General features: G+C 47.8%; 22 protein-coding genes. 20 read left to right on the forward strand and 2 right to left on the reverse strand.

Translation table 11 applies throughout. From position 1 onward, the window contains the following. Window positions 1–263: 263 nt before the first annotated feature. From G4O42_RS05560 to G4O42_RS05605, 10 genes are all read left to right on the forward strand, one after another. A complete protein-coding gene (locus G4O42_RS05560) occupies window positions 264–1,700 on the forward strand; it encodes an FAD-binding oxidoreductase (RefSeq protein WP_032874436.1) in 1,437 nt (478 codons plus the stop codon). Beyond that, window positions 1,697–2,239 (forward strand): MFS transporter, encoded by a 543-nt coding sequence (locus G4O42_RS05565; RefSeq protein ID WP_003155082.1) that lies wholly within the window; start codon window positions 1,697–1,699, stop codon window positions 2,237–2,239. The genes G4O42_RS05560 and G4O42_RS05565 overlap by 4 nt, the downstream gene beginning before the upstream one ends. A gap of 166 nt (window positions 2,240–2,405) precedes the next feature. After that, a complete protein-coding gene (argC, locus tag G4O42_RS05570) occupies window positions 2,406–3,443 on the forward strand; it encodes an N-acetyl-gamma-glutamyl-phosphate reductase (RefSeq protein ID WP_032874438.1) in 1,038 nt (345 codons plus the stop codon). A gap of 22 nt (window positions 3,444–3,465) precedes the next feature. Continuing rightward, window positions 3,466–4,683 carry a bifunctional ornithine acetyltransferase/N-acetylglutamate synthase gene (gene argJ / locus G4O42_RS05575; RefSeq protein WP_032874440.1) on the forward strand — a complete coding sequence of 406 codons (1,218 nt, stop codon included), beginning with the start codon at window positions 3,466–3,468 and terminating at the stop codon, window positions 4,681–4,683. 14 nt (window positions 4,684–4,697) lie between these two features. Continuing rightward, the gene (gene argB / locus G4O42_RS05580) at window positions 4,698–5,474 is read left to right on the forward strand and encodes an acetylglutamate kinase (protein ID WP_032874442.1); all 777 of its coding nucleotides are present in this window, start codon (window positions 4,698–4,700) and stop codon (window positions 5,472–5,474) included. Continuing rightward, entirely contained in the window at window positions 5,471–6,628 is a 1,158-nt protein-coding gene (locus G4O42_RS05585; protein ID WP_032874443.1) for an acetylornithine transaminase, read from the forward strand. The genes argB and G4O42_RS05585 overlap by 4 nt, the downstream gene beginning before the upstream one ends. Before the next feature lie 69 nt (window positions 6,629–6,697). Then, window positions 6,698–7,756, forward strand: coding sequence for a carbamoyl phosphate synthase small subunit (locus tag G4O42_RS05590; protein WP_032874444.1), 1,059 nt, complete (start codon window positions 6,698–6,700; stop codon window positions 7,754–7,756). Next, a complete protein-coding gene (locus G4O42_RS05595) occupies window positions 7,749–10,844 on the forward strand; it encodes a carbamoyl-phosphate synthase (glutamine-hydrolyzing) large subunit (RefSeq protein ID WP_032874445.1) in 3,096 nt (1,031 codons plus the stop codon). Before G4O42_RS05590 ends, G4O42_RS05595 begins: the two co-directional genes overlap by 8 nt. Beyond that, on the forward strand, window positions 10,832–11,803 hold the full coding sequence (gene argF, locus G4O42_RS05600) for an ornithine carbamoyltransferase (protein ID WP_032874446.1): 972 nt from the start codon (window positions 10,832–10,834) through the stop codon (window positions 11,801–11,803). Before G4O42_RS05595 ends, argF begins: the two co-directional genes overlap by 13 nt. A 75-nt stretch (window positions 11,804–11,878) precedes the next feature. Further along, window positions 11,879–12,058, forward strand: coding sequence for a YjzC family protein (locus tag G4O42_RS05605; protein ID WP_003155070.1), 180 nt, complete (start codon window positions 11,879–11,881; stop codon window positions 12,056–12,058). 36 nt (window positions 12,059–12,094) lie between these two features. Here the strand turns inward: G4O42_RS05605 and G4O42_RS05610 are convergent, their stop codons facing one another. Continuing rightward, window positions 12,095–12,280 carry a YjzD family protein gene (locus G4O42_RS05610; protein ID WP_032874447.1) on the reverse strand — a complete coding sequence of 62 codons (186 nt, stop codon included), beginning with the start codon at window positions 12,278–12,280 and terminating at the stop codon, window positions 12,095–12,097. A 258-nt stretch (window positions 12,281–12,538) separates the two neighbouring features. Here G4O42_RS05610 and G4O42_RS05615 point away from each other — a divergent pair, with 258 nt between their 5' ends. The 4 genes from G4O42_RS05615 (at window position 12,539) to G4O42_RS05630 (ending at window position 15,169) form a co-directional block, all read left to right on the forward strand. After that, window positions 12,539–13,273, forward strand: a complete 735-nt coding sequence (locus G4O42_RS05615) for a lipase family protein (protein WP_032874448.1) — start codon at window positions 12,539–12,541, stop codon at window positions 13,271–13,273. 82 nt (window positions 13,274–13,355) lie between these two features. Beyond that, window positions 13,356–13,922, forward strand: coding sequence for a hypothetical protein (locus G4O42_RS05620; RefSeq protein ID WP_032874449.1), 567 nt, complete (start codon window positions 13,356–13,358; stop codon window positions 13,920–13,922). Window positions 13,923–14,011: 89 nt separating this feature from the next. Then, the gene (locus G4O42_RS05625; RefSeq protein WP_007610578.1) at window positions 14,012–14,965 is read left to right on the forward strand and encodes a BMP family ABC transporter substrate-binding protein; all 954 of its coding nucleotides are present in this window, start codon (window positions 14,012–14,014) and stop codon (window positions 14,963–14,965) included. Window positions 14,966–14,977: 12 nt separating this feature from the next. Continuing rightward, entirely contained in the window at window positions 14,978–15,169 is a 192-nt protein-coding gene (locus G4O42_RS05630) for a ComZ family protein (RefSeq protein WP_003155061.1), read from the forward strand. A 28-nt stretch (window positions 15,170–15,197) separates the two neighbouring features. Here G4O42_RS05630 and G4O42_RS05635 read toward each other — a convergent pair whose 3' ends face one another. Beyond that, a complete protein-coding gene (locus G4O42_RS05635; protein ID WP_032874450.1) occupies window positions 15,198–15,416 on the reverse strand; it encodes a hypothetical protein in 219 nt (72 codons plus the stop codon). A 167-nt stretch (window positions 15,417–15,583) separates the two neighbouring features. Here G4O42_RS05635 and G4O42_RS05640 point away from each other — a divergent pair, with 167 nt between their 5' ends. From G4O42_RS05640 to G4O42_RS05665, 6 genes are all read left to right on the forward strand, one after another. Next, entirely contained in the window at window positions 15,584–16,522 is a 939-nt protein-coding gene (locus G4O42_RS05640) for a beta-ketoacyl-ACP synthase III (protein WP_007409122.1), read from the forward strand. 22 nt (window positions 16,523–16,544) lie between these two features. Further along, on the forward strand, window positions 16,545–17,783 hold the full coding sequence (gene fabF, locus G4O42_RS05645) for a beta-ketoacyl-ACP synthase II (RefSeq protein ID WP_032874451.1): 1,239 nt from the start codon (window positions 16,545–16,547) through the stop codon (window positions 17,781–17,783). Between the two features lie 82 nt (window positions 17,784–17,865). Beyond that, window positions 17,866–18,651 (forward strand): DUF2268 domain-containing putative Zn-dependent protease, encoded by a 786-nt coding sequence (locus G4O42_RS05650; protein ID WP_029325951.1) that lies wholly within the window; start codon window positions 17,866–17,868, stop codon window positions 18,649–18,651. A 173-nt stretch (window positions 18,652–18,824) separates the two neighbouring features. Next, window positions 18,825–19,811: an ABC transporter ATP-binding protein gene (locus tag G4O42_RS05655; protein WP_029325950.1), complete on the forward strand. Its 987-nt coding sequence runs from the start codon at window positions 18,825–18,827 to the stop codon at window positions 19,809–19,811. After that, on the forward strand, window positions 19,808–20,797 hold the full coding sequence (locus G4O42_RS05660; protein ID WP_007610590.1) for an ABC transporter ATP-binding protein: 990 nt from the start codon (window positions 19,808–19,810) through the stop codon (window positions 20,795–20,797). The genes G4O42_RS05655 and G4O42_RS05660 overlap by 4 nt, the downstream gene beginning before the upstream one ends. A gap of 77 nt (window positions 20,798–20,874) precedes the next feature. After that, window positions 20,875–22,503 (forward strand): peptide-binding protein, encoded by a 1,629-nt coding sequence (locus G4O42_RS05665; RefSeq protein WP_032874452.1) that lies wholly within the window; start codon window positions 20,875–20,877, stop codon window positions 22,501–22,503. The last annotated feature ends 69 nt before the right edge of the window (window positions 22,504–22,572 follow it).

Consider the following 22,572-nt stretch of genomic DNA (forward strand, 5'->3'; position numbering starts at 1 on the left):
ACCAAAAAATCATTTTAAGGATTTCTGTGTATTTTTATGCCCGGTGTTTTCCGGCTGACCGTTTCGAGCTGTACTAAACATGATTCTGTCGGGCGCCGTTCTGTCTGCTTTGTCGCTAGAGACCGGGGTGCGGAAAGAAGGGCAAGTCACTAAAAAACCCCGAGTTTCCCGCCATTCGGGGGTTGTGCGATATCGGGTAAAAAAGGAAAAAAACGGACGTGAGGCATGATATAATAGACCGGCTGCATGCGAGGGAGGAATCCATGAAGAAAAAATTACTTCTCATTATCCTTAGCATTCTTGTTTATACGGCGCTGTTCGCTGTTTCCGCTTTTCACAAAGAGCCGGAGCAGCAGGCAGGGACAATGACGGATGTCAGCCGACTCATGCCCGTGAAAATTAAGCAGACGGTCAAAGGAAAAGAGAAAGAAACATTGGTCGAAACCATTAAGGAAGCAAAGAGAAAGCATCTGAAGATCTCAATAGCAGGCGCCCAGCACTCAATGGGCGGCCAGACGTATTATGAAGACGGGATCGTTCTCGACATGACGGGCTACAACAAAATACTCGGTCTCGACCGAAAGAAAAAAATCATCAGGGTGCAGGCGGGAGCGACGTGGAATGATATTCAGCGGTATGTCAATCCGTACGGGCTCGCGGTAAAAGTCATGCAATCGCAAAACATTTTTACGATCGGCGGCTCACTGAGCGCCAACGCCCACGGCCGGGATATCCGGTACGGTTCGCTGATTGATACAGTCAAATCGTTTCATCTTTTAAAGGCGGATGGCAAAGTCATCACCGTTACTCCGAAAGATGACCTGTTTTCAGCCGTCATCGGCGGCTACGGCCTGTTCGGCGTCATCCTTGACGCGGATATTGAGCTGACGGATGATGAGCTTTATGAAATGAAAACGAAACGCATGAACGCTGATACATACAGTCAATATTTTACGCAGCATGTTCAGCGCAACCCCGCCGTGCGCATACATCTCGCGCGGATCGCAACAGGGGATAAAGGCTTTTTGCACGATATGTATGTGACTGATTACACACTCTCAGACAATCAGAAAGAATTAAAGCGGCACAATGAACTGAAAGAAGATGAGCATCCGGCGCTGACGAAATTCGCGCTCGGCCTCTCCCGCCGGTATGACTGGGGCAGAAATTGGTTCTGGTCAACTCAGCAGTCTTATTTTCTCAGCCAAAACGGCGTGAAAGTCTCCAGGAACAATGTCATGCGGTCAGAGTCGAAATTTTTGGAATATGAAAACACGGACAACACCGACGTGCTACAAGAATACTTCGTACCCGTCGGCGAATTTGCGCCGTACATTCATGACTTACGCAAGACGCTGTCACATGAAGATCTCAATCTCGTAAATATTACGATCCGCTACGTGCAAAAAAATGAAAAAGCCGATCTGTCATACGCAAAGGAAGACATGTTTTCACTCGTTCTTTTAATCAATGAAGGGTTTTCAAAAGACAGCCAGGCGAGTGCGGCGCGGATTGTCAGAAAAATGACGGATACGGCATTGCGCCACCGCGGCAGTTATTATCTCCCGTATATGCTGTATCAAACGAAAGAGCAGATGCGCGAGGCATATCCGAAAAGCGATATGTTCTTTCAGAAAAAACACAAATATGATCCGGATGACTTGTTTATGAATTATTTTTATCAGAGGTACAAATCATGAAACACAACCATTTAAAATGGCTGATCCTGTCACAGAGCAGTGTCTTTTTTGCCGGCAGCCTGATCTTTCCGTTTTATATTTTATTTATTAAAAACATCGGTTCCAGCTACACGCAATTCGGTCTCTCATACGGCTTGTTCGGCCTGAGCGGCGCATTGATTCATCCGCTGCTCGGCCGGCTGTCGGCAAGACTGGATCCCCGCTGGTTCCTTATGGCGAATTCGTGGGGAATGGCGGTGCTTCTTCTGACGCTCCCGCACATTACCGGCGTGCACCAGGTTTATGTTGTGCAGGTGCTTTTGGGCCTGTTCGGCGCGATGCAAAAACACGGCGAGAAAATCATGATCGCCGATTACACCGACGGCGGGGAGCGGGGAAAAAAAGTCGGCAGCTATCATTTCTGGACGGCCGTATTTTCAGCTGCTGCCATTATTCTCGGCGGGTTTCTCGCTGATTTCTTTACGGTTTATATTATTTTTTACGCCAGCTCCGTGCTGTTTTTTATAAGCGGGCTGATGATGCTGAAGAAAACAGGCTGATCCGATCAGCCTGTTTTTCTTATGGAACTCCCTCGATCGAGAGGGGGTTTTTTGTCAGCGAAAACAGATGGAAAATGAATGAAAAAATATTAAATATACAATTGAATTAATTTTTATTCATGTTATAATGTTAAATAATTTCACAAAAACCAAGAAGGTGAACCCGTTGAAAATAGGTATTATAGGCGCTACTGGTTATGGAGGCGCCGAACTTGTCAGGATTCTTAACCATCACCCTTATGCAGAGGATTGTATATTATATTCATCGAGCGACGAAGGGAAAGAATATGCCGCTTCATATCCGCATTTGAGGAATATAGCGTCACAATCACTTCAGCCGCTTCATATAGAAACGATCCGAAACGAAATTGATGTCATGTTCATAGCCGCGCCGCCCGGCGTCTCCGGAGAGTGGTCGCCCAAGCTGGCGGAGGCGGGCATTCCGGTCATTGATCTATCCGGCGATCTGCGGATTCAAAACCCGGCCGTGTACGAAAAGTGGTATAAGCGGAAGGCCGCTCCGAAAGGAACGATTCAAAGCGCGGTTTACGGTTTAGCTGAATTGCAAAAAGAAGAGATTCAGACTGCAAAGCTGATTGCCAATCCGGGATGTTTTCCGACGGCTGTACTGCTCGGGCTCGCCCCGCTGGCGAAGAATAAGCTTTTACAAGATTCATTTCTGATTGTTGATGCGAAAACAGGCGTATCCGGCGCCGGCCGAAAAGCATCAATGGGCACTCATTATTCTGAGCTGAATGATAATTTCAAAATTTATAAGGTTAATGAGCATCAGCATACTCCGGAAATTGAACAGCAATTAGCGGCTTGGCAGCCCGGCATAGGCCCGATCACGTTTTCCGCTCATTTGGCGGCGATGACAAGGGGCATTATGGCGACGATGTATACGGAGGCTCCCCCGGGTATGTCTGCTGCACAGGTAAGAGAATTGTATTCCGAATTCTACAAAGATTCATATTTTGTCAGAATCAGGCCGGAAGGTGAATTTCCGGCGACGAAAGAGGTATACGGCAGCAATTTTTGTGATATCAGTGTCACCGTGGATGAAAGAACAAACCGTGCCACCATCGTTTCTGTCATAGATAATCTGATGAAAGGCGCCGCAGGGCAGGCGGTTCAAAATTTAAATATCATGAATGGCTGGCAGGAAGAAACGGGACTTACGATGACGCCAGTCTATCCATAGAACGAAAGAGGGATTCGAAAAAATGATTCAGCTGAGTGAGGAAATCACGAAAATAAAAGGCGGCGTATCCTCGCCGAAAGGGTTTGAGGCAAAGGGCGTGCACTGCGGTCTGCGCTATTCAAAAAAAGATCTCGGAGCGATTATCAGCGAAGCGCCTGCAGTCAGTGCAGCGGTATATACGCAGAGCCATTTTCAGGCAGCGCCCTTGAAAGTGACACAAGCCAGCTTGAAAAAAGAGGGTGTGCTTCAGGCGGTTATTGTCAACAGCGCGATTGCCAACGCCTGTACGGGAGACCAAGGATTAAAGGACGCCTATGAAATGCGGGACGGCTTCGCGAGCCAGCTCGGCATTGAGCCGGAGCTTGTTGCGGTTTCGTCAACCGGGGTGATCGGCGAGCTTTTAGATATGAAAAAAATTCAGGCGGGTATTGAACAGCTCGGTCAAGCGCCGTCCGTGTCCGGAGCATTTGAAGAAGCCATTTTGACGACGGATACAGTGACGAAACAGACGTGTTATGAACTGGTGATCGGCGGAGACATCATCACGATCGGCGGAGCGGCGAAAGGCTCCGGCATGATCCACCCCAACATGGCGACAATGCTCGGCTTTGTCACAACGGACGCGGCCGTGGAAGAACAGGCGCTCAAAAACGCGCTCAGAGAGATTACGGATGTTTCATTTAACCAAATTACCGTTGACGGAGAAACATCGACGAATGACATGGTGCTTGTGATGGCGAACGGCTGCGCGGGGAATGATTGCCTGGCGGAGGATCACCCTGACTGGCCGGCTTTTAAAAAGGGATTAAAGCTTGTATGCGAAGACCTTGCCAAAGATATTGCCAGAGACGGTGAAGGAGCGACGAAATTAATTGAAGCCAGAGTCGAAGGCGCGAAAAATAACCTTGAGGCGAATATTATCGCCAAAAAAATCGTCGGTTCAAGCCTTGTGAAGACCGCCGTTTACGGCACAGACGCCAATTGGGGGCGCATCATCGGCGCAATCGGGCACAGTGCGGCAAGCGTAACGGCCGAACAAGTGGAAGTTTTCCTCGGCGGCCAGTGTCTGTTTAAAAACAACGAACCTCAGCCGTTTTCGGAAACTGATGCCAAGGAGTACTTATCAGGTGATGAGATTACGATTGCAGTCCGCCTGCAGGAAGGCTCCGGCAGCGGTCGGGCATGGGGCTGTGACTTAACCTATGATTATATCAAAATCAATGCGAGCTATCGCACATAACAAAGGGGAGCGGCATGAAGAAAACCATCGTTTTTAAGTGCGGCGGAAGCGTAATCCGCGAGTTATCCGCCGATTTTTTTCAAAATGTAAAAGAGCTTATGCAATCGGGCTGGAACATTGCCGTCGTGCATGGAGGCGGCCCGGACATTTCAAGAATGCTGAAAACATTGCAGATTGAAACGGAATTTGTCGATGGACAGCGGAAAACGACTAAACCGGTGCTGGAAACAGCGGAAATGGTCTTGTCAGGGACGATCAATAAATTTTTCGTAACCGAACTCGCGAAAAACGGGCTGAAAGCCGCGGGAATATCAGGAAAGGACGGCGGTCTCCTTCAAGCATCTTACCTTAATCAAGACAAATACGGAGAAGTCGGTGAAATACAAAAAACCGATCCGTCAATCATTCACGCATTAATGAAAGAAGGCATCATTCCCGTTATCGCTCCGCTTTCCATGACAAGTGATTTCGAAACGCTGAACGTCAACGCAGACGCCGCGGCATCGGCCGTTGCTTCAGCCTTACACGCCGATAAACTTTTATTTGTCACGGATGTCGAAGGAATTATGGACGGAGAGAACAGGCTGGATACTTTGACGCCGCAAGAGATTCAGGCCCTCATAGATGACGGCGTGATTTCAGGAGGGATGATTCCGAAGGTAAACTCGGCATTATCGGCACTGAGTGAAGATGTCGAGGAAGTGATGATCGTAAGCGGAAAAGGAGCGTTTTTCACCAATCAAGCCTTCCAAGGAACAAAAATCGTCAAGGAAAAGGAGAGCGTGTCATGAGCAGCCTATTTCAAACCTACAGCCGCTGGCCTATCGATATCAAAAAAGCGAAAGGGACAATCGCAGAGGATGAAAACGGAAAAACGTATCTCGATTTTATTCAGGGCATCGCCGTTTCCAATCTCGGCCATTGTCATGATGAGGTCACAGAAGCGGTGAAAGAACAGCTTGACAGCGTATGGCACGTTTCCAATCTGTTTGAAAATGATCTTCAGGAAAAAGCCGCGGCAAAGCTTGCCGAACATAGCGCGGGGGATCTCGTTTTCTTCTGCAACAGCGGGGCCGAAGCGAATGAAGGCGCCATTAAGCTTGCCCGTAAAGCAACGGGAAAGACAAAAATCGTAACATTTCATCAATCCTTTCACGGCCGGACCTATGCGGGGATGGCCGCCACCGGACAAGACAAAATCAAGACCGGTTTCGGACCGATGCTTCAAGGCTTTCACTATCTTCCGTTCAATGATCCGTCGGCATTCAGCACGCTTTCAAAAGAGGATGATATCGCCGCCGTCATGCTTGAGACGGTGCAGGGAGAAGGGGGAGTCAATCCCGCCGATCCGGAATTCATCGAAGCCTTACAGACATTTTGCAAAGACAAACAGGCGCTGCTTATCGCAGACGAGATTCAAACCGGAATCGGCCGGACGGGCAAGGCATTCGGCTATGAGCATTTCGGCATCTCTCCGGACATCATCACTGCTGCGAAAGGGCTTGGAAACGGTTTTCCCGTCGGAGCCGTGATCGGCAAAAAGAAGCTTGGCGACGCCTTTACGCCGGGTACGCATGGTACGACTTTCGGCGGCAATAAGCTTGCCATGGCAGCTGTGAAAGCAACCTTGGACATTGTGTTTCAGCCGGACTTTCTCCAGGCGGCGGCAGACAAAGGATCATTTTTAAAAGCGCAGCTGAACCGTGAACTGACAGGGCCTTTTGTAAAAGAAATCCGCGGAAAAGGGTTATTAATCGGCATTGAATGCGCAGGTCCCGTGTCCGGCATCATCGGAGATCTGCAGGAACGCGGACTTCTCGTGCTTCCGGCCGGACAGAATGTCATCAGGCTGCTCCCGCCGCTTACGGTTTCTGAAGAAGAAATGCTGTCGGCCGTCAGTATGCTGAAAGCAGCGATCGAAACGCATTCGGCAGTGAAACGGTAATTTTTTTCCGGTATAAAAGTATAAAAATTCATATTTTTAATTAATTATTCATCAAGAGGTGGGCTTTAGATGAAAGGCTATTTAGTATTGGAAGACGGAACATCATTCGGCGGTGAACTTGAAAAAGAGGCCCGCTGTGTTGGCGAAGCTGTTTTTTTCACCGGTATGACGGGCTATCAGGAAGTGCTTACAGACCCGTCATATAAGGGCCAGATCATCGTCTTTACGTATCCGCTGATCGGAAACTACGGAATTAATGAAAAAGACCTTGAAAGTAAGATTCCTCAAGTCAAGGCTGTTGCCGTCTATGAAGCGTGTGAACATTTTTCTCACCATGAAGCAGTCTCAAGCTTGAGAGAGTATTTAAATAAATGGAACATCCCGCTCTTAACCGAAGTGGACACACGGGCCGTCGTCAAAACCATCCGCTCCGGCGGCACGATGAACGCTGCCGTGTCAACAACAGGAGAGATTCCCGCAGCATCCGTAACAGAAAACCCGGCGGAGCTGGCGCAGTCTGAAGACATCACGTCAATGGGGAACGGAGACCGGCATATTGCGCTGATTGATTTCGGTTATAAAAAATCAATCGCCTCATCACTTGTAAAGCGCGGCTGTAAAGTAACGGTCATTCCGTATCAGCAGATGAACGCTGTTTACGACATTCAGCCTGACGGAATCGTGCTCTCAAATGGCCCGGGCGACCCGAAAGCGATTGCGCCGTACATGAACCGGATTACATCATTACTCAGTGATTTCCCCGCACTCGGCATTTGCCTCGGGCATCAGCTGATTGCCCTGGCTTTCGGAGGAAATACGTATAAGCTGCCGTTCGGCCACAGGGGTGCCAACCATCCCGTCATTGACCGGAAAACGAAACGGGTGTTTATGACAAGCCAGAACCACAGCTATGTCGTTGATGAAGCATCAATTGACGAAAACGAGCTGTCCATCAGATTTTACCATGTCAATGATACATCAGTGGAAGGGCTCATTCATAAGCGCCTTCCCGTATTAAGCGTCCAGTTCCACCCTGAAGCTCACCCCGGACCGGCTGAGAGCGAGTGGATATTTGATGAATTTCTAGAGAAAGTGATACCAGCAAGGAGAGAAATCGCTCATGCCTAAAGATACAACCATTTCCAGCATATTAGTCATCGGCTCCGGCCCCATCATCATCGGCCAGGCGGCTGAATTTGATTATTCAGGAACGCAGGGCTGCATGGCTCTGAAAGAAGAAGGATACCGCGTTATTCTAGTCAACAACAACCCGGCAACGATTATGACGGATGAGGCGTTTGTCGATGAAATATATTTTGAACCGCTCACAACCGACAGCATCGAGGCTATTATTGAAAAAGAAAAACCGGACGGTCTGCTTGCCAATTTGGGCGGCCAGACGGCATTGAATTTAGCCGTTAAGCTTGAAGAAGCAGGCGTGCTGAAGAAGCATCACGTCAAGCTTTTGGGAACATCGGTGGAAACCATTCAAAAAGGCGAAGACCGGGAGCAGTTCCGCGCCCTGATGAAAGAGCTCGATCAGCCCGTTCCGGAAAGCGAAATCGTCGACAACGAAGAAGACGCCCTCCGCTTCGCTGAGTCTATCGGATTTCCGGTCATTCTGAGACCGGCGTACACGCTAGGCGGAAAGGGAGGCGGAATCGCGAAAACGAAAGAATCGTTTCAGACGCTTATTAAACAGGCGCTGTTAGCAAGCCCGATCAGCCAATGCCTCGTCGAAAAAAGCATCGCCGGTTTTAAAGAAATCGAATATGAGGTCATGCGTGACAGCAATCATACATGCATCACCGTCTGCAATATGGAAAACATCGATCCCGTCGGCGTGCATACAGGAGACTCCATCGTCGTCGCACCGTCCCAGACGTTAACGGATGAAGAATATCAGATGCTGCGTTCAGCAAGCCTGGCGATTATTTCGGCGCTGGATGTGGTCGGCGGCTGCAACATTCAATTTGCGCTGGATCCGTTCAGCAAACAGTACTATGTCATTGAAGTGAACCCGCGTGTCAGCCGCTCTTCAGCTCTCGCGTCAAAAGCGACCGGCTATCCGATTGCCAAAATGGCGGCGAAACTTGCCGTCGGCTATACGCTTGATGAACTGAAAAATCCGCTGACGGGCTCTACTTATGCAAGCTTTGAACCGGCGCTTGATTATGTCATCGTCAAATTCCCGCGCTGGCCGTTTGATAAATTTAAACATGCCGACCGCACGCTCGGAACGAAGATGAAAGCGACGGGAGAGGTCATGGCGATCGAAAGAAATATGGAAGCGGCCATTCAAAAAGCGGCGGCCTCCCTTGAGCTGAAAACGATCGGCACCCGCCTGCCTGAACTCGGCGGCTGTACGATTAATCAGCTGTGGGAATTAGCGGTAACGCCGGATGACCGGAGATTTTTCGTCGTCATGGAACTGTTAAGCCGCGGTGAAACGATAGAAGACATCCATGCCAAAACGAAAATTGACCCGTTTTTTCTCCATGTGTTCCGAAATATCATCACATTGGAAAACAAGCTGATGGAAGAAGGGGATCATCTGTCTGTCCCGCTTTTAAAGCAGGCGAAGGTAAAGGGCTTCACGGATGTCATGATCGCATCTCTCACGGGAAAAACGGAAGAAGACATCCGTGCTCTCAGAAAGAAATCAGGCATCGTCCCGTCGTTTAAAATCGTAGATACATGCGCCGCTGAATTTGATGCCAAGACGAATTATTTCTACTCCACCTACCTCGGGGAAAGCGACGGAGATATCAGCCGAAAAGAGAAAAAACGCGCCCTCATCATCGGCTCAGGCCCGATCCGCATCGGTCAGGGAGTGGAATTTGATTACAGTGCCGTCCACGGCGTTCTGACCCTGCAAAAGCTGGGTTTTGAAACGATTATGATCAATAACAATCCGGAAACAGTAAGCACGGATTATGAAATCGCCGACCGGCTTTATTTTGAACCGCTGACGACAGAACATATTTTAAACGTGGCGGAATATGAAAACATTGATTTTGCCATCGTCCAGTTTGGGGGACAGACCGCGATCAATGCCGCTGAACCGCTGGAAAAAGCGGGCATTCCGCTGCTCGGAACATCCTTTGAAATCCTTGATGCGCTGGAGGATCGGGATCTGTTTTATCAGCTGCTTGATGACCTTGACCTGAAACATGCCAAAGGCGAAACCGCTTATTCAAAAGAAGAAGCAACGGAAAAAGCAAGCCGAATCGGCTACCCCGTGCTGATCCGTCCGTCTTATGTCATCGGTGGGATGGGCATGATCATCGTTGATTCAGAAGCGCAAATGTCAGAACTGCTGGAAAATGAAGCAGGCATGCCGTATCCGATTTTGATCGATCAGTACATTACAGGAAAAGAATTGGAGATCGATCTGATTTCCGACGGACATGAAGTATTCGTGCCGACTTACACAGAGCACATTGAGCGCGCCGGCGTCCATTCGGGCGACAGTTTTGCGATTCTTCCGGGTCCGTCTGTCACACCTGATATGCAGCGGAATATAAAAGAGGCCGCCGAAAAAATCGCGGTAAAACTGGCTTTTAAAGGCATCATGAACATTCAGTTTGTCATTGATGACAAAGGGGATATTCTCGTTCTTGAAGTGAACCCGCGGGCAAGCCGCACAGTTCCTGTCGTGTCTAAGGTGATGGGGGTGCCGATGATCCCGCTTGCCGCCAAATTGCTGGCCGGCGCTTCCCTTAAAGACATCAAGCCCGAGGTTCAAAATCAGCACGGAACGGCAGTGAAATTCCCGGTTTTTTCTTCGCACGCCATTCAGGATGTGGACGTAAAGCCCGGGCCGGAAATGAAGTCGACCGGAGAAGGCATGTGTGTCGCGTTTGACGCAGAAAGCGCCCTGAAAAAAATCTACGCGCACGTCTGGGAGAAAAAAGGCAGCATCTATCTGGAAGGCTGTGATGCGGAATTGGAACGTCAGGCTCAAGAGGCGGGATTTACCGTATGCAAAGATGCGTTCCCGGCATGGGCAGAGCGAAAGGATAAAGCGGTCCATATCAATTTCAATCACTCTGAAGAAGCGCGTAAACAACGGATCGAAGCCATGACGCACGGTGTGACGGTCTTTACTGAACCGGAAACCGTAAAGGCATTTTTAGCAAGCGGCTCCGGCAAACCTCAGCCTGTATCGCTCAAAGATCTTTATCAAAAGGAAGTGGCATCATGCACACAATAAAAGCGGAACACACATTAACCCATTTGTACGGCAAAGATTTTCTTTCCTTAAAAGATGTCAGCCCGTCAGACATCAATGCGCTTCTGACAGAAGCTTCATTATTAAAACAACATCCGATACAGCCGATTTTCCAAGGGAAAACATTGGCGATGATTTTTGAAAAATCTTCAACCCGCACACGCGTGTCTTTTGAAGCGGGAATGGCCCAGCTCGGGGGAACGGGACTATTTCTTTCAAGCAGCGACCTGCAGCTTGGGCGGGGGGAGACGGTCGCGGATACGGCGAAGGTGCTGTCCGGATTCGTTGATGCCATTATGATCCGCACCTTTGAACATGAAAAAGTCGAAGAGCTTGCCGAGCATGCAGACATTCCCGTCATAAACGGGCTGACAGACCGGTATCACCCATGTCAGGCACTCGCGGATCTGTTAACGATACAAGAAATAAAAGGAGAACTGAAAGGAGTAAAGGTTGCCTATATCGGTGACGGAAATAATGTGGCGCATTCACTTATGATCGGCTGCGCAAAAATGGGCTGTGACATTGCGGTTGCTTCGCCGAAAGGCTATGAAGCAGAGGAAGAGGCGGTGAATGCCGCGAAAGAAGCGGCGGCTGTTTCCGGAGCGAAAATCACCCTTACCGAAAATCCGCAGGAAGCGGTGCGGGATGCAGACGTGATTTACTCCGACGTCTTCACGAGCATGGGGCAGGAGGAAGAGACGCAGCAGCGGCTGAATGTGTTTGCCCCGTATCAAGTCAACGCCTCACTCGTCAGTCTCGCCAAACCCGACTATACATTTTTGCATTGCCTGCCCGCGCATCGGGAGGAAGAGGTCACGTCTGAGATTATCGACGGCCCGAACTCTGCGGTATTCCAGCAGGCGGAAAACCGGCTTCACGCGCAAAAAGCGCTCCTGAAAGCTCTTCTTTACAAACAGGATGAACAAAAAAACCGCTGAATCTCATTCAGCGGTTTTTGATATTTCTCCGCATACAAGCGCATACTACATAAAAAAGAAAAAGGAGGAAATGACGTGGGACAGCAGCATCAATTCCGCCCGGGACAAAAAGCGCCGAATAACGGTGTGTACGTTGAAATCGGCGAAACGGGAAGCATGGTCAAAAATCCGCAGAAAATCAAGCTCACAGTGGGAGAAATGTTCCCTGAAACTTCAAACCACAACAGATTGTGGACGTATCAACGAAAACCGTGAACACAAAAAAACCTGCTGAATAGCAGGTTTTTTTATTTAATGCTGGTTTGCATCCTGTTTGACAGGCATGATCTCCGCAAGAACAAAGACTAGCACCGCAATAACCACGGCGATAACGGAAGATTGTTTGAAGTTGTACGCCGCGCTGTTCATGGAGGCGATCAAATAACAGGCCATATGTGTTAAAAGGAACGTCCAAATAAAACCGATAACTAACCGCACGTTTCCACCTCGTCCTTCATTTTATTCTACGTTGTATCATACCATACATAAGGCGCGGGCGGAAGGTCATTTTCTCATCAAAAGCGCGCCTGAAACTGACATGTGCCCGCCTGTCCGGCCGTCTGAAGGAAAATTCGGTTCCTGTGCTTGGGATAATAGCCAAAACATAGCAGCAAATAGGAGTTTATCCGATCCGTTTTCATTCTTCTACATATGATAGCCAATAGAGAGATTAGGAGTAAAAGGAGGCGGGCAGGCATGGGGATTACGGAAAGATTTTTCCAATTCGGATCTGAGCCGAACGTCATCCATCTGCCGTATCGGCCGAACGGCTTCTGTATCTTTATTCTGGGGGACAGAACCCACTTTGTCAGCCGGGACTCAAGCTTTTGGCTCGAACATGAAGGGAGAAAGCAGCTGTTACATGTGCTGCTTGACAGAGGGTACACCATTTTTAACAGCAATTTATACGGACGGCATTGGGGTTCGGAAAAAGCCGTCCTTTACGCCAGACAGCTGATGCATTATGTGCTGAAACAAGAAACCCTCAATCCGAAAATACACTTGCTCGCAGAAGGCATGGGCGCCCTTATCGCCGATCAATTGCTGCAGTCTTCACCGGAGCATATCCGTTCAGCCGCAATGTTAGATCCTTGTCTTGATCTTCAAGCCCATTTTGAATCAGAGAAAGAAAATAAGTTTTTTTATAAGCAGTTCCTGAGGGAAACGGCACAAAGCTTCGGTGTTTCTGAAAAAGAGGCAAGCTCACTGAGCTATCAGACCATTACCGGCTGCCGCACCCGCGTGCCGGTACATATATGGCAAAGAACGACCGGAGCGCCGTACCCGTACACCCTGCATGCGAACGCGTATAAAGAAGCCCGGGAAAAGACCGGAAGCAAGACTGATATCACGTATCACCTGCTTGAGAACCCTGCGCGCATGTACAGAGCCATCTGCCGGTTTTTCCGCAGTCATGAAAAAGACCTGTAATGAATAGAATACAACAGCCATCTCTTTTCAGAGGGCTGTTTGGCTTGTGTGCGAATGAAAAACCGGAAAGGCGGCAGATGTGATGAAGACAGCGCTGATCATTGGAGCAGATGAATTTCTCGGCCTTTCATTGTGCGAACGGTTGATGGATGAGGGTGTGCATGTCGATGTCATTTTGGCAGAACCGGAGGACAAAAAGAGGCAGCTGTATTTAGAAGAACGTTTAATGTGGCTCGCGAGAAACGGGCTTTTTCAAATAATAGATGAAATCGGTGAAAAGGAATACGATCGTATCTGCGTTCAATACGGGAGCGGGTGTCTGCCTGAAGAAAGGGCTGAGCCTTTATATTGGATTGTTTACAGTGAGGATCACGGAGACTGGGAAAAAAACGGTCAGCGGGATACGGCAAAAGCGATTATCCTTCCTCCCCTTTACGGTCCGTGGACGGAAGCAAAAGAAGATGGCGAGAGCAGGATCTTTTTAGAAGACGCAGTCTGCGGGCTGATGAATCAGCTTGAGGCTGACGGCACAGAAGACGAAAATCAGATTATTACCCTGGAAATAAAAGAAAAAACGCAAAAAACGGAAGCGGAAGAAAAAATTAAAGAATGGAAAAGACAATTTTCATCAATATTCGACATTTTTTAAGAAATACCTTCCATGTTATGTGCATTACCGCTACAATAAACGTATATCAATTATATATGTTATGAGTTTGAAAAGGGGTTGAACATGGCTTGATCACCAGGCTTGTCATGATCTTTTCTCTCCTCCTTTTATTGAGCGGATGCGCACAAACTCCGTTTAAAGGAAAAATTGAGAAGGTCGGAATGCTTTTTCCCGATACCATCAGTGACTTGGTATGGGGCACAAAAGGTTACAAAGGTTTATTAGCGATACAATCTGAATTTAACGTTGACGTTTATTATAAAGAAAATATCAGATCCGATGAAGATATTTTAAAAGCGATAGATGATTTTCATAAAAAAGGAGTCAATCTTTTATACGGGCACGGAAATGAATACGAGGAAATCTTCAATATGATCAGCAAGGATTATCCCGACATGGAATTCGTCGTCGCAAACGGAACGGCGAAAAGCGACAATGTCACAAGCGTTCACCTTATGGGAGAAGCAATGGGCTTTTTCGGGGGAATGACGGCCGCCCATATGTCAAAAACCAATGAGGTCGGCGTCATCGCCTCCTTTTTGTGGCAGCCTGAAGTAGACGGCTTTATCAAAGGGGCGAAATATGAAAAGCCTGATATCACCGTCAATACTGAATTTACGGACCACTGGGATAACGGCAATGAAGCGCTGCATCTTTACGAAAAGTTAAAAGCGGAAGGCACGGATGTTGTATATCCGGCCGGAGACGGGTATAATGTTCCTGTCATTCAGCAAATCAAAAAAGACGGGCTTTACGCCATCGGCTATGTCGCCGAGCAATCGAATCTCGGCAAAAACACGGTGCTGACAAGCACGGTGCAAAACGTAGATAAAGCCTATACATTAATTGCCGAGCAATATAATAAAGGTACGCTCAAGAGCGGAGATCACAACTTTGATTTCAGGGAAGGAGTCGTTGAAATGGGGACGTTCAGCCCTCTGGTGGACAAAGCATTTCAAGACAAAATCTCAGACCTTGTAAAAACGTATAACCGAACAAATGAACTGCCGTCAAATGAATAGAGGTGGATACACATGCAGCATGAAAAGTCTCTTGAATTTATGCAGATCGCAATGAAATACCTGCCGGAAGCAAAGGCGGAGCTTGAGAAATCCGGCATAGATCTGTCTATGGAAATGATTCAGCCGTTTATGGACCTGTTTACATCGGTCATGGCGGAAGCGTATGAGCTTGGCAGATCTGATGCCGGGGAGCTGAATAAATAAAGAGAGCCACTTTTCATGAAGTGGCTTTTCACATGATTTTTTTCTTTATAGCGGACACCATCGGCGCGAAGTCTTTAAATACGGGCTTTAATTGATCCAGAGAGTTCATGATGGACCCCAGCTGATTCATCACGTGGTTGTAATCGATCTCTTCTTCGTTTTCAGCCTGAGGCTGCTCAGGGGTTTCTTCCGTTTCTTTATCCCGGTCTCTGGAATCGCCGAACATCATTTTGGAGAAAATATCCATAGTGAAGCCTCCTTTCGTCTTCCTTTTATTCTATGAGGAGCAGCGTCCGATAGTTTAGACGAATATATTGCCAACAGAAAAAAAATAGGGTAGAATTAGTACCTGATACTAATAATTGATCATAACTAATTAGTTTTAAATTCATTATAAAAAAGGAGTCTTTTCCAATGAAAGCTGGAATTCTTGGCGTCGGCCGTTACATCCCGGAAAAAGTGCTGACAAATCATGATCTTGAACAAATGGTAGATACATCGGACGAGTGGATTCGTACGAGAACAGGTATAGAAGAAAGAAGAATCGCCGCGGAAGATATGTATTCATCCGGCATGGCCGCTGAGGCTGCGCAAAAAGCGCTTGATCAGGCCGGCATTTCCGCTGAGGAGCTTGATATGATCCTCGTGGCGACGGTTACTCCTGACCAGTCTTTCCCGACCGTTTCCTGTATGATACAAGAGAAGCTCGGGGCCAAAAAAGCGTGCGCGATGGATATCAGCGCCGCGTGTGCGGGTTTTATGTACGGTATCGTAACCGCCAAACAATTCATTGAATCGCAAACATACAAACATGTCCTCGTGGTCGGCGTGGAAAAGCTCTCAAGCATTACCGACTGGGACGACCGCAATACGGCTGTGCTGTTCGGAGACGGAGCCGGAGCGGCGGTCATCGGACCGGTCAGCGACGACAGAGGCATACTGTCATTTGAGCTCGGAGCAGACGGTACAGGCGGCCAGCACTTGTACTTAGATGAAAAAGGGCATACAATCATGCATGGAAGAGAAGTATTCAAATTCGCCGTCCGGCAAATGGGTGAATCGAGTGTAAATGTCATTGAAAAAGCCGGCCTCTCCAAAGAGGACGTAGACTTTTTGATTCCGCATCAGGCAAACATCCGCATCATGGAAGCGGCACGGGAACGTTTGGAGCTTCCGGTTGAAAAGATGTCTAAAACAGTCCATAAATATGGAAACACATCCGCAGCATCCATTCCGATTTCATTAGTAGAGGAACTGGAAGCAGGCAAAATTAAAGACGGCGACGTCATCGTCATGGTCGGTTTCGGCGGAGGATTGACATGGGGCGCCATAGCAATACGCTGGGGACGATAAAAAAAAGTGAGGTGCACACAAGATGAGTAAAAAAAGAGTAGTCGTTACAGGGCTTGGAGCCCTGTCTCCGCTTGGAAACGACGCCGAAACAAGCTGGAAAAATGCAATCGGCGGCGTATCCGGAATCGGACCGATCACACGTGTGGAATCGGACGAGTATCCGGCGAAAGTAGCTGCTGAACTGAAAGATTTCAATATTGAAAATCACATGGATAAAAAAGAAGCGCGAAAAATGGACCGCTTCACGCAATACGCTGTCGTAGCCGCGAAAATGGCCGTTCAAGATGCCGGTCTTAACATCACAGACGAGATCGCGTCGAGAGTCGGCGTTTGGGTCGGGTCCGGAATCGGCGGTCTTGAAACGCTTGAATCCCAATTCGAAATCTTCCTGACAAAAGGGCCGAGAAGGGTCAGCCCGTTCTTTGTTCCGATGATGATTCCTGATATGGCGACAGGCCAAATCTCAATCGCTCTCGGAGCAAAAGGAGTCAACTCCTGTACGGTGACGGCATGTGCGACGGGAACGAACTCTATCGGTGACGCGTTTAAAGTCATTCAGCGCGGCGATGCCGATGCGATGATTACGGGCGGAACAGAAGCGCCGCTGACAAGAATGTCATTTGCGGGCTTCAGCGCAAACAAAGCCCTTTCTACAAATCCTGATCCGAAAACGGCAAGCCGCCCGTTTGATAAAAACCGTGACGGCTTTGTCATGGGAGAAGGCGCGGGGATCATCGTGCTTGAAGAGCTTGAGCATGCCCTTGCCCGCGGTGCGAAAATCTACGGGGAAATTGTCGGCTACGGCTCAACGGGTGACGCCTACCACATTACCGCGCCTGCCCAAGACGGGGAAGGCGGTGCGAGAGCGATGCAGGAAGCAATCAAAGATGCGGGCATCAAGCCTGAAGAAATTGATTACATCAACGCTCACGGCACAAGCACGTACTACAATGATAAATACGAGACAAAAGCCATTAAGACCGTTTTCGGTGATCATGCGTACAAGCTTGCCGTCAGTTCGACAAAATCAATGACGGGTCATTTGTTAGGCGCTGCCGGAGGAATTGAAGCAATCTTCTCCGTCATGGCCATTAAAGACGGCATTATCCCGCCGACGATTAACATCGAAACACCTGATGAAGAGTGTGATTTAGATTATGTACCGGACAAAGCGCGCGAGCAGGATGTCAACGTCGTTCTCAGCAACTCGCTCGGCTTCGGCGGACATAATGCCACTTTGATCTTTAAAAAATATCAATAATACAGTTTTGACCGGCTGCCTGAAAAAGGTGGCCGGTTTTTTTGTGCGTGCATATGATAACAACAAGAGGAGGCGAACCGGTATGAGCGTCAAGCAGACATATCAATGGATGGAAAAGGCGGCATCCGTAAATGATCTGGCCCCGCATCTTTTGCCGCTTTTTTCAGGGGCCGATAAGAAAGAGTGGAAGCCGATACTCGGGATGCTGCAAAACCACGGCATGTTCCGCCATCTGAAGGACGGCGTTAGGACCAGTAAACGGCTGAAAGAAAAAGGATGCTACAGCCATATTCAAAAGGAGGAAGCCTATTTAAAGGAGAAGTGGAACGGGCCGGACGTGCCGATCGTAGTTTTGCCCGTCGATGAACGAAACCGGAAAATCCGTCAGGAATTCGGATCAAAATCCGGTCTGGCCTTTCGGGACAAAATGTTCCTCTTTCTATCGTCGGATAGTTCCAATTCAGCTGTATCCGCCCTTATGACACATGAATATAATCACGTCTGCCGGTTAGAACATGTGACAAAGGACGAAAAAGATGAGACATTTCTTGATACAATCATGATGGAGGGGCTGGCAGAATATGCTGTGTATGAGCGGTTCGGCTCAAGTCTTACGGCGGAATGGACGTCATACTATACGCCTGAGCAGCTTGATTTTCTGTTTGAAAAAAGAGTCAAGCCGAACCTCCGCTTAACGAGAGACAGCAGAATGTTTTCCCAGCTGTTATACGGAAAAGGATACTTCCCCTCAATGCTCGGCTATGCTGTCGGATTCAATATAGTAAAAAAATATTTAACCGACCATCAAAAAACAGTAAAAGAAGCATTGGCCATCCCTTCAAAAACCTTTCTGGAGGCAACGCATTAATAGATTAAAAGAATGGAAATTATTTAAGGATATTACATTTATCCTAAAAAATTCTTGCTTTTGTAATAATGATGTAATAATATACAACTATAAAATTTTTCGACTATTCTATATTTTGTGATAGCGAAACGTATGTTTCCCTCTGCTTCAGCGGAATGAGAAAGGGGCGTATCATGAGCACACTATTAGAAGTGAATAATTTAAAGACCTATTTTTTCAGAAAGAAACAGCCGATCCCCGCAGTCGACGGGGTTGATTTTCACATTAACAAAGGCGAAACCGTCGCTCTTGTAGGAGAATCCGGCTCGGGCAAAAGCATCACCTCGCTTTCTATTATGGGACTTGTCCAAGGCTCGGGCGGAAAAATTATGGACGGCTCGATTAAGCTTGAAGGCAGGGACCTGGCCTCCTTCACCGAAAACGAATATTGCAAAATCCGCGGAAATGACGTCTCTATGATCTTTCAGGAGCCCATGACTTCCCTGAATCCGGTGCTGACCATCGGCGAACAAATTACCGAAGTGCTTGAATACCATAAAAAAATGAATAAAAGAGAAGCGGCTAAAAAAGCCGTTGAGCTTCTGGAACTCGTCGGATTCTCCAGAGCGGAACAAGTGATGAAAGAATATCCGCACCGTCTTTCCGGAGGGATGAGGCAGAGGGTGATGATCGCCATCGCGCTCAGCTGCAATCCGAAGCTTCTGATCGCTGATGAGCCGACGACGGCGCTTGATGTGACGATACAAGCCCAAGTATTGGAGCTGATGAAAGACCTCTGCAAAAAATTCGATACTTCTATTCTGCTGATCACTCACGATTTAGGTGTCGTTTCCGAGGCCGCCGACAGGGTGATCGTGATGTACTGCGGACAAGTCGTAGAGAGCGCGAGTGTGGAGGACTTATTTTTAAACCCTCTTCATCCGTATACCGAAGGGCTGTTAAACTCCATACCGGTGATAGATGGAGAGATTGATACATTAAAAGCGATCAAAGGCAGTGTCCCGACACCGGATAATCTTCCGGAAGGCTGCCGATTCGCCCCGAGGTGTTCAAAAGCGATGGACAAATGCAAAACAGGGCAGCCGGAGCTGATAACGCATGAAAGCGGCCGTTCTGTAAGGTGTTTTTTATATGAGGAAGAGGGTGCCCAATCAAAATGACAGCTGCAGGCCAAGAAACGATTTTAGAGCTGAAAGACGTAAAAAAATATTTCCCGATCCGCTCCGGTTTTTTTCAAAGGAAAGTCGGAGATATAAAGGCTGTTGACGGCGTTTCTTTTTCACTGAAGCGCGGGGAGACGCTCGGCATCGTCGGGGAATCAGGGTGCGGCAAATCAACGGCGGGAAGGACGATGATCCGTTTATACAAGCCGACAGACGGCCGGATTCTTTTTAAGGGTCAGGATATCTCCGGCTTATCTGAAGAAAAGCTGAGAAAAAGCGTCCGCAAAAACATCCAGATGGTCTTCCAAGATCCCTTCGCATCCCTTAACCCGAGGAAAACGCTGCGTTCCATCATTAAAGAGCCGTTCCAGACTCACCATATGTACAGCATGAGCGAGCGGAACGAGCGAGTGGAGGAGCTGCTGGCGAAAGTCGGCCTTCATCCGAGCTTTGCAAACCGCTATCCGCACGAATTTTCCGGGGGGCAGCGCCAGCGGATCGGGATTGCGCGGGCTCTGACATTGAATCCCGAGCTGATTATTGCGGATGAACCCGTTTCCGCACTCGATGTCTCCATTCAGGCCCAGGTCATCAATCTGATGGAAGAACTGCAGGAAGAATTCAACCTGACCTATTTGTTTATTTCTCATGATTTGAGTGTTGTCCGCCATATCAGCGACAGAGTCGGCGTCATGTATCTGGGAAAAATGATGGAGCTGACCGATAAACACGAGCTGTACGGCAATCCGCTTCACCCTTATACGCAAGCGCTTTTGTCTTCAGTGCCCGTCACGAGAAAAAAAGACGCCGTCAAGCGGGAACGAATCATCCTGAAAGGAGAACTGCCAAGCCCGGCAAACCCGCCGAAAGGCTGCGTGTTCCACACGCGGTGCCCGATGGCCAAACCGATCTGCAAGGAACAAATCCCGGCATTTGAAGAAGCCGCTCCCGGCCATTACGTCGCCTGCCATTTATATGCCTGAAATGACAAGCATCGAGAGGGGGTATGCCGGATTACATAACCAGTTTGCTGCATATATATCACAAAGGGGGAATTGATATGAAATTACGTAAAAGCGCACTGATGATGCTAAGTGTTTTTATGGCGCTCGCCATCTTCCTGTCCGCCTGCTCCGGCTCAAAATCCACAAGCACCGAATCCAAACCGGCAGGAAAACCGCAAAAAGGCGGAGATTTGGTTGTCGGGTCAATCGGGGAACCCACACTTTTTAACTCTCTGTATTCTACGGATGACGCAAGTACGGATATTGAAAATATGCTGTACAGCTTTTTAACGAAAACGGATGAAAAACTGAACGTGAAATTATCACTCGCTGAAAGCATTAAAGAATTAGACGGCGGCCTTGCATATGATGTGAAAATCAAGAAAGGCGTTAAGTTTCATGACGGGAAAGAACTGACTGCAGATGACGTCGTATTTACGTACAGTGTCCCTTTAAGCAAAGATTACAAGGGAGAACGCGGATCAACATATGAAATGCTGAAATCCGTAGAGAAAAAAGGCGATTACGAAGTATTGTTCAAGCTGAAATATAAAGACGGTAATTTTTACAATAATGCGTTAGACAGCACAGCCATTCTGCCGAAGCACATTCTCGGTAATGTTCCGATTGCTGATTTAGAAGAAAATGAGTTTAACAGAAAGAAACCGATCGGTTCAGGACCATTTAAGTTTAAAGAATGGAAGCAGGGCCAATATATTAAACTCGAAGCGAATAATGATTATTTTGCAGGAAGACCGTATTTAGATACTGTAACGTATAAAGTCATTCCCGACGCAAATGCTGCCGTTGCTCAGCTGCAGGCAGGCGATATTAATTTCTTTAATGTGCCCGCGACTGACTACAAAACGGCTGAAAAATTTAATAATCTGAAAGTCGTTACTGATTTGGCATTAAGTTACGTGTACATCGGGTGGAATGAAAAAAATGAATTATTTAAAGATAAAAAGGTCCGTCAGGCGCTGACAACCGCTCTTGACCGCGAGTCAATCGTCAGCCAAGTATTAGACGGAGACGGCAAGGTAGCCTACATTCCGGAATCCCCTTTATCTTGGAACTATCCTAAAGATATAGAAGTTCCGAAATTTGCGTACAACGAGAAAAAAGCGAAACAGATGCTTGCAGAAGCCGGCTGGAAAGATACAAACGGTGACGGCATCCTGGATAAAGACGGAAAGAAATTCTCGTTTACCCTTAAAACGAACCAAGGAAACAAAGTCCGTGAAGACATCGCTGTCGTCGTCCAGGAACAGCTGAAAAAAATCGGCATTGAAGTGAAGACCCAAATCGTTGAATGGAGCGCTCTCGTTGAACAAATGAACCCTCCGAATTGGGATTTTGATGCAATGGTCATGGGATGGAGTTTATCCACATTCCCAGATCAATATGACATCTTCCATTCAAGCCAGATTAAAAAGGGCTTAAACTACGTTTGGTATAAAAATGCCGAAGCGGATAAGCTCATGAAAGATGCAAAATCAATCAGTGACAGAAAGCAATATTCAAAAGAATATGAGCAGATCTATCAAAAAATTGCGGAAGATCAGCCGTATACGTTCTTGTATTACCCTAACAATCATATGGCAATGCCGCAAAATCTTGAAGGATTCAAATATCATCCGAAACGTGAATTGTATAATATCGAAAAATGGTGGCTTGCAAAATAATTTTCCCTTAAAGGGGAGGGAGAGCGTTTTCTCCCTCTTCTGTTTTTAATAAGGAAAGTAAAGGGGGAC

It is taken from the genome of Bacillus sp. LUNF1 (assembly GCF_011008975.1).
GTDB classification, from domain to species: Bacteria; Bacillota; Bacilli; order Bacillales; family Bacillaceae; genus Bacillus; species Bacillus velezensis.